Origin of the sequence: Corallococcus praedator, from assembly GCF_003612125.1 — a bacterium.
Lineage (GTDB): Bacteria > Myxococcota > Myxococcia > Myxococcales > Myxococcaceae > Corallococcus > Corallococcus praedator.
The window spans coordinates 1-13,060 of sequence record NZ_RAWI01000268.1; the positions used below are offsets into that span (position 1 = coordinate 1).

A 13,060-nucleotide genomic window follows, 5' to 3' on the forward strand; every position below is an offset into this window, starting at 1 on the left:
CCCCCGTGACGCCTCCGGAGAAGAAGGCCCCGTCGCCGGCGGAAGCGGCGGAGACGAAGGAGGCGGAGGAGGTGCTGCCGCTGGAGGTCACGGAGACGCCCGCGCCGCGCGACCCCATCGCCATCGAATCGCAGAGCGTCCAGGGCAACCTCCTGAAGCTCGGCGTGCGGCATGGCGGCGGCTGCAAGACGCACCGCTACGGCCTCGCGTGGGACGGGCGGTTCACGAAGACGGCGAAGGGCGAGCCTCGCGCGGAGCTGACGGTGCTGCACGACGCGAACAGCGACCGGTGCAAGGCGCTCGTCTACAAGGACCTGTCATTCGACCTCTCGCTGCTGAAGCAGGAGTGGAGCGAGAAGGGCAACGGCGACCACGGCACGCTGCACCTGGACTTCAACGGCATGCCGGAGCAGTCCGCGCAGTTCAAGTTCTGACGGGCGCGTCCAGAGGACGCAAGGATGGGACCGCGCGTGAGCGACGGTCCCCTCCCTGCCTCAGTGCTTGCGGACGGGCGTGTGCCCCTGCGCGATGAGGTCCTCGCGCAGGCGGGTGAGCACCTTGCCCAGCAGGTTCAGGCCCCTCCAGGTGGCGGGGTCCTGGATGCGAGGATCCTCCACGTTCAACCCCACGCCCCAGATGCGATCCATGGGACTGGCCTCCACCAACTCCGTGCCCGCGGTGGACAGCAGCGTGTCCAGCAGCATCCGGTGCTGGGTGAACTTGGCGTGGTTGCCCTCGTAGACGATGCGCTCGCGTTCGCGCTCCCACACGGCCGCGTCGAACGGGCTCACCTTGCGGCCCAGCGCCTTGTGCTGCTTGGGCATGGCGGCGCGCAGCACCTGCTCCAGCACGCGCGTGTCCCCGAAGAGGCGCGCCTTGCCCGCCATCATGTACTGCTCCGCGCAGGTGTAGCGGACACCTTCCACCTCGAACACGGAGGGGTGCCACTGCGAGAACGGCGAGTCTTCCTTCCAGAAGAACGTGAACCGCGGTGTCCTCAGCTCCATCGTTGCCTCGCTGGGTTTGTGTTGAAATGACACGAACGTGGGACGGTGGAGGAACCTGACGGGGCCTTCTACAATGCCCGTCCTTCCGCCATGCGCCTTCAAGAAGCCCAGAAGCTGTTGGACCGTTGTTTCACGGGCACTCGGGAGGGCGCGCCCCGCCTCCACGAGCCCTCGGACCCTCGCTTCTCCGGACGGGGGGGCGCGGTGTGGCTGGAGTACCGCTGGTACGTGCGCGAGCGCGGCATGGCGGAGGTGTTCCTCAAGTGGGACCGGGGGGCGTCCGGCGCGGAGAAGACGGTCGAGGCCACGGTGCTGCGCACCCACCTGTTGGGCCAGTCCCCCATGTTGTCGCAGCGCGCGCTGCGCACGGTGGAGGGCGGCACGCCGGCACCGGAGCGCATCCTGGACGTGCTGCGAGGCGACGGCATCCGCCGCGAGTGTGTCGCCAAGGGCCGCACCACCATCACGGTGGAGCACTGGGAGAGCACGCGTCCCACCGCGCTGCTGGACGAAGCGAAGTTCGTGGAGCTGGCCGCGCCCCTGGAGGCGGAGGACTCCACGCCGGAGTCCCGTCACGAAGCGGTGCAGCGGCTGTCCGCCGCGGAGCGCAGCCCGCGCGTGGTGGACGTGCTGCTGCGGATGGTGGCGCGCAAGCCGTCGCTGATGGCGCTGCGCATCCTGTCCGAGTGGGGCGAGGTGAAGGCCCGCGAGTACCTCCAGCGGGACCTGGCCGCGCTGACGCCGGGCAACGTGGCGGACCTGTGGGCCCTCACCGCGTTGGACCGGAGATTCGAGGCGTGGGAGGCCCTGGCGCGCCCCGTGTGAGGCACGCCAGGACGGCCGTCAGTGCGACGGTGCTCCGCCCACCCGGGGGCCCAGCACGTCGCGCAGCGCATCCGCGACGGTGAGCTTCGGGGACCAGCCCAGCGCGCGCAGCTTGTCCGCCGAGCCCACGAGGCTGGGGATGTCGGAGGGGCGCAGCCGCGCGGGATCCAACTCGATGCGCGCCTGCACGCCGGCCAGTTGGAGCATCTCCTCCAGCAGGCTGCGGATGGTGCGGCCCTCGCCGCTGCAGACGTTGTAGGCCTGCCCCGGCTCGCCCTTCGCGAGCAGCAGCCGGTACGCGTCCACCACGTCCTTCACGTGGGAGAAGTCGCGGATGGCGTCCAGGTTGCCGGTGCGCAGGACGGGGTCCACCGTGCCCAGCGCGATGGCGCGAATCTGGGCGGCGAACGACGGCACGACGAAGGTGGGGTCCTGCCCCGAGCCCAGGTGGTTGAAGGGCCGGGCGAGGATGACCTCCATGCCGTAGCTGCGGAAGAACTGCTCCCCGGCCAGCTCCGCGGCGGACTTCGAGGCCGAGTACGGGCTCAGCGGCACATGCGGGTGCGACTCCGTCGCGAGGGTGCCTTCCGCGACGGGGCCATAGACTTCACCCGAGCCCACCACCAGCACGCGCGCCTTGGGGGCGTTCTCGCGCAGGGCGGTGAGCAGGTGCAGCACGCCCATGGTGTTCACCGCGAAGACGCGCGCGGGGTTCTGGTGGCTCTTGGCCACCGAGCTGAAGCCGGCCAGGTGCAGCACGGCCTCCGGCTTCACCTCGGCGACCGCCGCCTTGACCTTCGCCTCGTCGGCGATGTCGAAATGCAGGGCGGTGCTGCTGACGCCCTCGCCTCGGGGTCCATGCACTTCCACCACTTCGTCGCCGGCCGCCCGAAGGGCGTGACAGGCATGCCGGCCGACGAAGCCATCCGCTCCCGTGACGAGGACGCGCATCTTACCGCTGCCCTGCCTTCACGCGCTCCATGTCGGCGTCGACCATCATCTCCACCAGCTCCTTGAAGCGGACGGTGGGCTCCCAGCCGAGCTTCTTCTTGGCCTTGGCCGCGTCGCCGATGAGCAGGTCCACCTCCGCCGGGCGCACGAACGCCGGGTCGGTGAAGACGTACTTCTGCCAGTCCAGGCCCACGCGCGCGAAGGCGATCTCCACCAGCTCCTTCACGGTGTGCGTCTCGTTGGTGGAGACGACGTAGTCGTCCGGCTCGTCCTGCTGGAGCATGCGCCACATGGCGTCCACGTAGTCGCCCGCGAAGCCCCAGTCGCGCTTCGCGTCCAGGTTGCCCATGGGCAGCTTGTCCTGGAGGCCGTGCTTGATGCGCGCCACGTTGTACGTGACCTTGCGCGTGACGAACTCCAGGCCACGGCGGGGCGACTCGTGGTTGAAGAGGATGCCGCTCACCGCGAACAGCTTGAAGGACTCACGGTAGTTCACCGTGATGTGGTGGCCGTACGCCTTCGCCACGCCGTACGGGCTGCGCGGGTAGAAGGGCGTGTCCTCCGTCTGCGGCACTTCCAGCACCTTGCCGAACATCTCGCTGGAGGACGCCTGGTAGAAGCGCACCTGCGGGCGGGTGTGGCGGATGGCCTCCAGCATCTTCGTCACGCCCAGCGCGGTGAACTCACCGGTGAGCACCGGCTGGTTCCAGCTGGTGGGCACGAAGGACTGCGCCGCCAGGTTGTAGACCTCGTCCGGCTGGGTGAGGCTCAGGAGCGCCGCCAGCGAGAACTGGTCCAGCAGGTCTCCCTGGTGGAGCGTCACCTTCCCCTGGAGGTGAGCGATGCGCTCGAACTTCTCCTCGGAAGAGCGGCGCACCATGCCGTGCACCTCGTAGCCCTTCTTGAGCAGCAGCTCCGCCAGATAGCTGCCGTCCTGCCCGGTGATGCCCGTAATGAGTGCGCGCTTGGCCATGGCCCTTGTCTGTTCGCTGGGAGACGTGTTCGTTGTACCCGAGCCTTTCGCTGTCTGCCAACCGTTCCAGGGTTCCTGGAACTTGTACCGGTCCCTGCCCATGGCTAGGTAGGGAGCGACCTGCCAAGGAGCTGCCCATGCGACGTGCCCCTCTCTCCGCCTTGACGGCCATCCTCGTGAGTACGGCCACGGGGGCGCAGACGCCTCCGGTGTCCGCCCCGTACCAGTCCCAGACCCAGCCCGGCGCCCGCTCCGGGGGCGGCACCGTGGACGACGTGGCGCTGTGGGTGAATCCCACCAACCCCGGGGCCAGCCGACTCTTCACGTCGGACCGGAACAACGGCTTGTTCGCCTACTCGCTGGACGGCACGGAGGTGCAGGGCATCACGGAGGGCACGTCGACGAGCGTGGACGTGGTGTACGGCTTCCCGGTGGGTGACGGTGTGACGCAGGCGCTGGTGCTCAGCGCGAATCCCACGCTGTCGGGCCTGGTGCCCTACGTGGTGGATTCCACGCCGGACGCGGGCGGGGGGCTGACCCGACTGGCGCCGACGGCTGCGCCGCTGGATGTCGGCGTCAGCTACGGGACGGTGCGCCTGACCCGCGGGGCGGACGGGACGTTCCAGGCCTTCGGAGGCCTGGCGGGCGGAGGCTTGCGGCAGTTCGTGCTGACCCCCACGGACGGTGGCGTCACGGCCACGCCGGTCCGGGACATCAACACCGGCCTCGTGACGGGCATCGTGGTGGACCCGTCCCAGCGCGCCGTCTACGTGGGGCAGCAGGGGCAGGGGCTCTACCGCTACGGCGTGGACGCGGATGCCGGCACCGAGGGCCAGCGGGTGGTGCCCCTGGGCGACGCGGGCCTGACGTCGGTCGGCAGGCTGACGCTGTACGAGTCGTCCGGGGCGGACGGCTACCTCGTGGTCTCGGATCCGAACGCGAACACCTTCGTCGTCTTCGACCGGCGCACGCTGGGCCGGGTGGGTTCGTTCCAACTGGCGCAGGACGGTGGCACCGACGACGTGGAGCAGTCGCGCGGCATGGTGGCGTACCCGGGCGCGCTGGGCGCGGGGTTCCCGGAGGGGCTCTTCGTCGCGCACGACGGCCAGAGCAGCAGCACGTTGGGTGACAACCTGAAGCTCGCCTCGTGGGGCAGCGTGGCCCGGGCGTTCACTCCGCCGCTGGCCATCGCGCAGCAGACGGATGGTGGCACGGGGGACGGCGGCACCGTGCGGGATGCCGGCGGCGGGGTCTTCATCCCGGACCCCGGCAACCCGGGAGGCAACGGCGATGGCTCCGACGGCGGCTGCGGGTGCTCCAGCACGTCGGTGCCCGCCGCGGCGATGCTGGGCCTGCTGGCGATGGCGCTGTGGGGCCGGCGCCGCCGAAGCTGACCGGGCAGGCGCGAAGCGGGTTGAAAGCGAAGGGGGCGCGGGATGAAGTGCGCGCCCCATGCGCACCTTCCGTCTCACCGCCCTGGCGCTTGCTGCGCTCATCTCCGCCTGCCGGGGTGGGCCCCAGCCTGTCGCCAACGCCGTCACGCCCTCCGCACCGCCCGCTGTCGTGGAGCCCGTGCGGCTCACGCTGGTGGGGACCAACGACTTCCACGGCTGGGTGATGCCCCACCGCGCCACGCTGCCGGACGGGCAGAAGGTGGAGGAGGGGGGCGCGGCGCTCTTCGCGTCCTACGTGGCCCGGTTGCGTGAGGACAACCCGGGCGGCGTGCTGCTCGTGGACGGAGGCGACCTGTTCCAGGGCACGCTGGCGTCCAACCTGGTCGAGGGCGCCATCGTCGTCGACGTGTACAACCTGCTCGGGTACACGGCGGTCGCCATCGGCAACCACGAGTTCGACTACGGGCCGGTGGGCCCTGGCCCGGTGGCCACGCACCCGGACGAGGATCCGCTGGGCGCGCTCAAGGCCCGCGTGGGGCAGGCGAAGTTCCCCTTCCTGTCCACCAACGTGCGGGAGAAAGACGGAAGCCACCCGGCCTGGCTGGGCAACGACGGCACCACGGTCGTCACGGTGAAGGGCGTGAAGGTGGGCCTGCTGGGCCTGTCCACGCTCCAGACGCCGCAGACGACGAACCCCGCGAATGTGGCGGGGTTGAAGTTCGAGTCGCTCGCCCAATCCGCGCAGGAGGCCACCCGCGCCTTGCGCGAGAAGGGCGCGGAGGTGGTCATCGCCGTCGCGCACGCGGGCGGCAAGTGCACGGACCTGTCGAACCCGCGCGACACCTCCGGGTGCTCGAAGGACGACGGCGAAATCTACGCGGTGCTGGACGCGCTGCCGCCGGGCTCCGTGGACGCGGTGGTGGCGGGCCACACGCACCAGACCATGGGGCACTTCTTCGGGGACGTGCCGGTCATCGAGACGACGGGCCTGGCCCGCTCGTTCGGCGTGGTGGAGCTCTACGTGGATCCGGTGAAGCGTCGCGTGCTGCCCGAGCGCACGCGCATCCAGGCCGCGCTCCCGGTGTGCGGCGCGGTGGACGCCACGCTGAACACCTGTGATCCGCTGCGCCTGCGCGATGCGAAGGGCGTGCGGATGGTGCCGGCCACCTTCATGGGCGCGCCGGTGACGCCGGATGCCCGGGTGGAGGCGCTGGTGGCCCCGGCGGAGGCGCGCGTGGAGGTGGAGCAGCGCCGTCCGGTGGGCGTGGAGATCAAGGCCCGCATGCCCCAGGTGTACGAAGCCGAGAGCGCGCTGGGAAACCTGATCGCGGACGCGATGCGCAAGGAGGCCCGCTCCGACGCGGCGGTGATGAACGCGGGCGGCATCCGCGCGGACCTGCCCGTAGGTCCGCTCACGTTCGGGAAGCTCTACGAAGTGCTGCCCTTCGACAACACGCTGGCGGTGCTGGACCTGACGGCGGACGAGCTGCGCCGCTTCCTCACGCTGGCGTACGGCGGCCGCAAGGGCGTCTTCGCGGTGTCCGGGCTGGAGGTCACCCTGGGGGCCTGCATGGGGCCGGAGCGGTTCAAGGGCGTGACGCTGCCGGGGGGCGCGCCGCTGAAGGCGAAGGGGACCTACCGGGTCGCCGTGCCGGACTTCCTCCTGCGCGGAGGCGACGGGGTGGGAGCGCTGACGTCCACGCTGCCACAGGAGCGGATCAGCCTGTTGCAGGGCCAGGACCTGCGCGAGGTGCTGACCGCGTACGGCCGCGCGCAGGGAAATGCCCTGAAGCCACCGGCACTTGGACGCGTTCGCATGGTCAAGAGCGAGGCGCCCTGCGCCGAAACGAAGCCCTGAAACCCCAGGGTCCTGGCGTTGGAAATTTTCCCTCCCCGCTGATCCGCTGGCACTGAACGGACGCGCAACCCAGCGAAAGATCAGCGAAAGGCGCCCGGGCCGAATTTTCGGCCTGGGATCAGTTTCCAACGGGCGGAAACCTCCCTACTCTAGGGCACGCGAGATCCCTTGCCAGCCGGGCCCTGAGCCAGCGTGCGCAAGCAGGAGTTCGTGCGTGGGAGGGACAGAGATGCTCTACAAAGTGACCCCGATGATGGTCCCGGTGGCGCCCGAGAAGGAAAAGGCGCGTGAGCCGGGGCAGCCGCGCAAGCGGCGCAAGTCCTCCGTCTACGACGCGGACGGCCACGAGGTGCTCATCTCGCTGATGTGCCTGAAGTGCAAGACGCTCAGGCCGCTGGCGCAGTTCGGGCTGCGGAAGATGGCGGATGGCGCCATCCGCAACCAGCCGTGGTGCCGGGGTTGCCGCTCGGGCGCGGGCACGAAGAAGCCCAAGAAGGACGAGGCCCAGGCCAAGACCACGGTCGTGGCGGCGGTCCCCGTGGAGGCGGTCCTCCAGGTCGTCGTCGCGGGCGTGCCGCTCGACGCGGCTCCGGTGGAGCCCACGCTCGTGGAGCTGACGCCGGCGGTCCAGGCCGACGCCGAAGCCACCGACGCGACGGCCACCGCCCCGGTCTGATCCACGGGCCGTGGGATGTTCCACCTGCGGTGGGGTGCGCGAACGACGCTCGCGCCCCACACGGGATGGATCCGCCCGGTGGGGTGAGGCGGATGCCCGCGAACTTTCGACGCGACCTGGGAGGTCGGCCCTCGCTCACTGCTTGAGGACGTCGTCCCTGTCGCAGGCAGCGCCCCGCGCCGCAGCGTCGGGGCGCCTCGTACCCGCCCGGATCAGGACAGCCGCAGGCCCGCCGGCAGCGTATCGCCGAGCGCCCGCGCTTCGTCCGCGGCCTCCAGCGCCACCACCTCGCGCACCATCCGCACCCAGGTGTCGGACGCCTTCGCCGCGACGAGTGCCTGGGCCGTGCGCTCCCGCAGCTCCGGATCCAGATCGCGCGTGCGGTCGCCGGTGAGGCGCGCGAGCTGCGCGGCCGCGAAGGGCGCCCCGTCCACCTTGCGCAGGTCCAGCATCAAGAGCAGCTCCAGCCACGTCTCCGCGGTCTCCACGTCCACGACCTTGTGGCTGCTGCCGTAGAGCGGCACGCGCGCGCCCAGCCGGCCCAGGGCCCACGCCCACGGGCCTCCGGAGCGGGACTCGACCCGCAGGCGCGAGGCGATCCACCGGCCGGCCTCCGCCTTGTCGCCCGGGGACAGGTGCTCCAGCGAGGCCACGGTGCGGACCATCTCGTCCAGGCCCTCCGGCTGGATGCCCTTGAGCTTCGAGGCCTGCGCGGGCGCGTCCAGCGGGATGCGCCGGGCCAGGTGGGGCTGGAGGTACGTGAAGAGCTTCTGCTGCTGCGCCTCGGTGAGGCCGCCCGCGATGCGGCGCCACATCACCCAGAACTCCGTCCACACCGCCTTGTCCTGGTGGTGCTGCACCAGCGCGTCGAAGAGGCTGAAGGTCTGCTCCGCGCGCCAGCCGTCCAGCGGGTAGCCGAAGCCGGGGCGCAGGCAGAAGCCGGTGAGGCTGTAGAAGACGCGCTCGTGGTCATCCGTGCGGCGGCGCTTGCTGGCCCCCGCGTACAGCGTGCTCCACAGCTCGCGCAGCACCGGCACGCGCCACGTGTCGCGGGGGCCCAGCACCTTCTCCAGCGTGCGGGACAGCTGCTTCACGTCCTTGGGCCCCAGGGGCAGCGGCTTGTTGCCGTAGACGCGCTCCACGTTGTCCTTCGCCTCGGCGAAGCGCGCGGGCATGGACTCCGTGACGGTCAGCTCGTGCGAGCCGCCCGTGCCGCGCAGCTCGAACTCCAGGCGCCAGCGCTCGTCCGCCACGTCGGACACGCAGAACAGCTCCAGCGTGCCAATCTCCGTGAGCGCCGCCTGCAGGTGCACCGGCACCTCCGTCACCTTGCCCGACGCGCCCTTGAGCAACGTGTGGATGGGCGGCAGCGGCTTCAGGTCGTCCGCCAGGGGCACCAGGTCCCCCGGCTTGTCGATGCGGTCGCTCGTCGTGGAGTAGAGCGCGAACTGCACCGGGCGGCCCAGCGTGAGCGTGAACGGGCGCTCGCCCAGGTCCACCTTCTGCCCCTCCTCGAAGCCGCGCGGGATGAGGCAGAGCGAGGGCTGCGCTTCACTCTCCGCGCCGCGCTGCAGTCCCACGTAGTACGCGCGCGCCGCGCCACCGCCGATGCGCAGGCCGTGCCCGCGCCGCACCAGCCCGTAGTACGCCGCGCCCCGGGCGACGGCCAGCTCCAGCGACTCATGCTTCAACAGCGGGATGCGCGGCGCCTGCGGCCACCACGCGGACAGCGCATCCACCAGCCGCGCCGAAATCTGGGGCGAGTTGAACACGCCGCCGTTGAGCAGGATGGCGTCGGGGCGGGGCAGGGCGCCCTCGGTGGCGGGCGTCTCTCCCAGCGCCGCGAAGCCCGCCGCCGCGTGCTGCGCGAGGAAGGCCGCCAGGTGCCGGGTGACGGCCGGATCCTGCACGTACGGAAGCCCCAGCTCCTGGAGCGCCATGCGCGCTGTGCGACGGGGCCGCTCCTCGGGAGGGGACAGCGGGAAGAAGCCGTCCAGCACCAGCGCGTGCGCTTCGTCGCGTCCCAGCTCCGTGGACAGCGTGCCGCCCAGCAGCCGGCTGCCCTCGCTGATCAGCGACAGGCCGTACTTCTCCGGAGGCTCGCGGCCGAGCAGCTCCTCCTTCGCGGTGCGAGCGGCCTGGATGGCCTGCGTCCACTGCGTCGCGGACAGGCGCCGGCCGTCCTTGGAGAGCTTCTCCTCCATGCGCCGGGCGAGCGCCGCGTCCATGTTGTCGCCGCCCAGCATCAGGTGGTCGCCCACCGCCAGCCGTCGCAGCATCGGCCCTTCCGGCGACACGCCCGCGTGCACCAGCGTGAAGTCGGTGGTGCCGCCGCCCACGTCCACCACCAGCACCAGCCGCACCTGGGACAGCGTCTGCTCCAGGCCGGAGCGGTGCCGCGCGGTGTAGTCGTAGAAGGCCGCCTGCGGCTCCTCCAGGAGCGTGAACTTCTCCAGCCCCGCCTTGCGCGCCGCGCTCACCGTGAGGGCGCGCGCCGCCTCGTCGAAGGAGGCCGGGACGGTGATGACCACCTCCTGCTTCGCGAGCGGTTCGTCCGGGTGCGCGAAGTCCCACGCGCGGGCCATGTGCGTGAGCAGCAGGGCGGAAGCGTCCACCGGGGACAGCTTCTGCACGTCCGCCGGTGCGCCCCACGGAAGGATGGGCGCGGAGCGGTCCACGCCCGGGTGGCACAGCCAGCTCTTGGCGCTGGCGATGAGCCGGCCGGGCACGCGCGCGCCCTGCCAGCGGGCCAGCTCGCCCACCACCCACGGCCCGCCGTCATCGCCCCAGGGCAGGCGCAGCGACTCCGGGGCCAGCTCGTGGCCGCCGGGGACGTAGACGGTGGACGGCAGGAGCGCGCGCGGGGCCACCTCGCCCTGACGGACGAGCTGGGGCAGGGGGAAGTCCTCGACGGGCGCCCCCGCCCCCTTGCCTGGATCCACGGAAGCCACCGCGCAATGGGTGGTGCCCAGGTCGATGCCGACGATTCGCATACGCCTCCGGTGTACGGGGCCTCTTCTACTCCTTCATGCGCACGTTGAGTTCCAGCTTCCAGCGCCCGGGGCCATCCTTCTCCAGGCACCGCAGCTCCAACGTGCCCACCTCCGTCACCGCCGCCTGGAGGTTCACCGGCGTCAGGTCCCCGTACGGGGTGGCCTGCCCGGGCAGGGTCGTCTCGATGGGGGCCACCTCTTCCAGCCCCCCGGACGCCAGCTCCGAGTCCACGTCGTCCAGGAGCACGCCCACCCGGTCATCGCGCCGCACCGACGACGCGAAGAAGCGGAAGCTCGTGGGCTCCCCGGTGACGAGGCCGAACTCCTGCGGCGGCACGTCCGCCTGCGTCCCCTCCTCCATGCCGAAGGGCGCCACGCACAGCGCCTTCACGGGGGGCTCCATGCCCGGCACCGCCGGCATCGCCGTCTCCACGCCCACGTAGTACGCGCGCGCCGTGCCGCCCCGGATGCGCAGGCCGTGCCCCTGGCGCACCCAGCCGTAATACGCCGCGCCCCGCGCCACCGCGAGGTCCAGGTCCGCCCCCTCCAGCTCCTTGGCCGGGGGCGCGCCTTCCGCCGAAAGCCACGCGTTGAGGACCTCCATCACGCGGCCCTTGAGAGGCCCCGCCTTGAAGACGCCGCCGTTGAAGAGCACCGCGGTGGGGTGCAGGAAGCCCTTGCCCGCCACGTCCACCGGCGAATCCGCGCTGGCCGCGAGCGCCTGCGCCTGCCGGGTGAGGAACGCCGCCAGGTGCTTCGTCACCGCCGGGTCCTGCGCGTACGGCAGCGCCATCTGCGCAAGGCCCGTGCGCCGCGCGGTGCGGGGCAGGTCCGTGACGGGGGACACCGGGAAGAAGCCGTCGGTGAGGACGCGGTCCAGCTCCTCGCGCGTCAGCTCCGTGCGCAGCGTCCCGCCGATGAGCGACGAGCCCCGGCCCGGGATGGCGATGGGCACGCGGTCCACGGAAGGGTCCGCGTACAGCGTCTCCTTCGCGTGCCGGCACCCGTAGGTGAGGCCGTTGAACTGCCATGCGTCCAGCTTGCGGCCCTCGGCGGCCATGCGCTGGCTGAGCGTGTGCGCCAGGGCCAGGTCCATGTTGTCGCCGCCCAGGAGGATGTGGTCGCCCACCGCCACGCGCAGCAGCTCCAGGTCGCCCTCGCGGTCCTTCACCGTGATGACGGAGAAGTCGGACGTGCCGCCGCCCACGTCCACCACCAGGATGACCTCGCCGGGCTGCACCTGCCGGCGGAAGTTCTCCCCCATCGCCTCCAGCCACGCGTACAGCGCGGCCTGCGGCTCCTCCAACAGGGTGATGTGCGCGATGCCCGCCGCCTTCGCCGCCTCCAGCGTCAGGTCGCGCGCCGCCGCGTCGAAGGACGCCGGGACGGTGACGATGACCTCCTGCTCGGAGAGGGCGTTGCCGGACTCCCCCTGGGCGCGGGCGAAGGTGTGGTCCCACGCCTCCTTCAGGTGGCGCAGGTAGCGCGCGGAGGCCTCCAGCGGGGACACGCGCTGCACCTCCTCCGGGGCCTGCCAGGGCAGCAGCGCCGCCCGCCGGTCCACGCCCGGGTGCGACAGCCAGCTCTTCGCGGAGGACACCAGCCGCGTGGGCACCTTGGCCCCGTGCGAGCGGGCGAAGTCGCCCACGATGACGCCCGGCTCCGGGTTCCACGGCAGCCCCAGGCTGCCCTCGGGGAACTCCTGCGCGCTGGGGAGGTAGAGGAAGGAGGGCAGGAGCGGGCGCGCTTCCACGGTGCCGGGCGCGGTGACCTGCGGCACGGGCAGCATGGACTGCGAGGGGCCGCGCGGCTTGCCATCCTCGAGGTTGAAGTAGGACACCGCGGAGTGCGTGGTGCCCAGGTCGATGCCGATTGCGTATCGGGCCATATCGGTCAGGAACCCCTCATGAGGGGCCCTGAATCCTTTCACCTGGAAGGGACGGGGACTTCACGGAAAAGAGCGCTGCCTCGCGGCCCGGAAGGGCGTCAGGCGAGTTCGACCTCCGCCGGGGCCAGCACCCGGGGCTCCATGGCCGGGCTCACGGACGGGAACTTCACCTCCGTGGTCACCCAGCCGTGGTGCCGCAGCGTGCCCCCATAGGGAGGCTGGCCCGCGACATTGCCCGTCAACCGGATGCGCTGCGCATCGAAACCGGCGGGCACCGTCACCTTGTCGCCTTCTGCCTGCGGCAGCACCGGCTGGAGCGTCAGGTACTGGTGGACCACCTTGCGGCAGCCCTCATGGACGATGCGGGCCGCCGCGCCCACGTCCGCGTCCGGGAAGGCCGCCACGTTCTCCTGCACGAAGTCCAGGAAGCGACCCTCGCGCTGCAGCATGGCGAGCAGCGACAGGGCGCTGGCGTGCTCGCGCTCAGGCGCCAGG

At 71.4% G+C, this 13,060-nt stretch carries 11 protein-coding genes; 5 read left to right on the forward strand and 6 right to left on the reverse strand.

The window, feature by feature from the left end:
• The coding region (locus D7Y13_RS45890) for a hypothetical protein (RefSeq protein ID WP_120630825.1) at positions 1 to 434 on the forward strand (434 nt) is incomplete at its 5' end.
• Between the two features lie 60 nt (positions 435 to 494).
• On the opposite strand, the gene ybiA is transcribed toward D7Y13_RS45890, so the two are convergent.
• On the reverse strand, positions 495 to 1,007 hold the full coding sequence (ybiA, locus tag D7Y13_RS28175; RefSeq protein WP_120534299.1) for a riboflavin biosynthesis intermediates N-glycosidase: 513 nt from the start codon (positions 1,005 to 1,007) through the stop codon (positions 495 to 497).
• Between the two features lie 90 nt (positions 1,008 to 1,097).
• Between ybiA and D7Y13_RS28180 the strand changes: the two genes are divergently transcribed.
• Positions 1,098 to 1,832: a hypothetical protein gene (locus tag D7Y13_RS28180; RefSeq protein WP_233595888.1), complete on the forward strand. Its 735-nt coding sequence runs from the start codon at positions 1,098 to 1,100 to the stop codon at positions 1,830 to 1,832.
• Between the two features lie 18 nt (positions 1,833 to 1,850).
• Here D7Y13_RS28180 and D7Y13_RS28185 read toward each other — a convergent pair whose 3' ends face one another.
• On the reverse strand, positions 1,851 to 2,783 hold the full coding sequence (locus D7Y13_RS28185) for a GDP-mannose 4,6-dehydratase (protein ID WP_120585451.1): 933 nt from the start codon (positions 2,781 to 2,783) through the stop codon (positions 1,851 to 1,853).
• A 1-nt stretch (position 2,784) separates the two neighbouring features.
• Complete coding sequence (gene gmd, locus D7Y13_RS28190) at positions 2,785 to 3,756, reverse strand: GDP-mannose 4,6-dehydratase (protein ID WP_120534302.1); 972 nt, start codon at positions 3,754 to 3,756, stop codon at positions 2,785 to 2,787.
• A gap of 137 nt (positions 3,757 to 3,893) precedes the next feature.
• Between gmd and D7Y13_RS28195 the strand changes: the two genes are divergently transcribed.
• The 3 genes from D7Y13_RS28195 (at position 3,894) to D7Y13_RS48225 (ending at position 7,684) form a co-directional block, all read left to right on the forward strand.
• On the forward strand, positions 3,894 to 5,150 hold the full coding sequence (locus tag D7Y13_RS28195; protein WP_120585454.1) for a myxosortase-dependent phytase-like phosphatase: 1,257 nt from the start codon (positions 3,894 to 3,896) through the stop codon (positions 5,148 to 5,150).
• Positions 5,151 to 5,208: 58 nt separating this feature from the next.
• Positions 5,209 to 7,008 carry a bifunctional metallophosphatase/5'-nucleotidase gene (locus D7Y13_RS28200; RefSeq protein ID WP_120585450.1) on the forward strand — a complete coding sequence of 600 codons (1,800 nt, stop codon included), beginning with the start codon at positions 5,209 to 5,211 and terminating at the stop codon, positions 7,006 to 7,008.
• Between the two features lie 229 nt (positions 7,009 to 7,237).
• A complete protein-coding gene (locus tag D7Y13_RS48225; RefSeq protein WP_233595887.1) occupies positions 7,238 to 7,684 on the forward strand; it encodes a hypothetical protein in 447 nt (148 codons plus the stop codon).
• Positions 7,685 to 7,896: 212 nt separating this feature from the next.
• Here D7Y13_RS48225 and D7Y13_RS28210 read toward each other — a convergent pair whose 3' ends face one another.
• The 3 genes from D7Y13_RS28210 to D7Y13_RS28220 all read right to left on the reverse strand — a co-directional run.
• The gene (locus D7Y13_RS28210) at positions 7,897 to 10,677 is read right to left on the reverse strand and encodes an Hsp70 family protein (protein WP_120534305.1); all 2,781 of its coding nucleotides are present in this window, start codon (positions 10,675 to 10,677) and stop codon (positions 7,897 to 7,899) included.
• Positions 10,678 to 10,702: 25 nt separating this feature from the next.
• Positions 10,703 to 12,565 carry an Hsp70 family protein gene (locus D7Y13_RS28215; RefSeq protein WP_120585449.1) on the reverse strand — a complete coding sequence of 621 codons (1,863 nt, stop codon included), beginning with the start codon at positions 12,563 to 12,565 and terminating at the stop codon, positions 10,703 to 10,705.
• A gap of 98 nt (positions 12,566 to 12,663) precedes the next feature.
• Positions 12,664 to 13,060, reverse strand: a 397-nt coding sequence (locus tag D7Y13_RS28220; RefSeq protein ID WP_147452508.1) for a DUF2760 domain-containing protein, incomplete at its 5' end; no start/stop codon positions are given.

What these genes read in the sequence shown, in the direction of transcription:
- D7Y13_RS28185 (WP_120585451.1), bottom strand. Translation starts at nt 2,783, where the DNA reads ATGCGCGTCCTCGTCACGGGAGCGGATGGCTTCGTCGGCCGGCATGCC.
- D7Y13_RS28195 (WP_120585454.1), top strand. Translation starts at nt 3,894, where the DNA reads ATGCGACGTGCCCCTCTCTCCGCCTTGACGGCCATCCTCGTGAGTACG.
- gmd (WP_120534302.1), bottom strand. Translation starts at nt 3,756, where the DNA reads ATGGCCAAGCGCGCACTCATTACGGGCATCACCGGGCAGGACGGCAGC.
- ybiA (WP_120534299.1), bottom strand. Translation starts at nt 1,007, where the DNA reads ATGGAGCTGAGGACACCGCGGTTCACGTTCTTCTGGAAGGAAGACTCG.
- D7Y13_RS28215 (WP_120585449.1), bottom strand. Translation starts at nt 12,565, where the DNA reads ATGGCCCGATACGCAATCGGCATCGACCTGGGCACCACGCACTCCGCG.
- D7Y13_RS48225 (WP_233595887.1), top strand. Translation starts at nt 7,238, where the DNA reads ATGCTCTACAAAGTGACCCCGATGATGGTCCCGGTGGCGCCCGAGAAG.
- D7Y13_RS28180 (WP_233595888.1), top strand. Translation starts at nt 1,098, where the DNA reads ATGCGCCTTCAAGAAGCCCAGAAGCTGTTGGACCGTTGTTTCACGGGC.
- D7Y13_RS28210 (WP_120534305.1), bottom strand. Translation starts at nt 10,677, where the DNA reads ATGCGAATCGTCGGCATCGACCTGGGCACCACCCATTGCGCGGTGGCT.
- D7Y13_RS28200 (WP_120585450.1), top strand. Translation starts at nt 5,209, where the DNA reads ATGCGCACCTTCCGTCTCACCGCCCTGGCGCTTGCTGCGCTCATCTCC.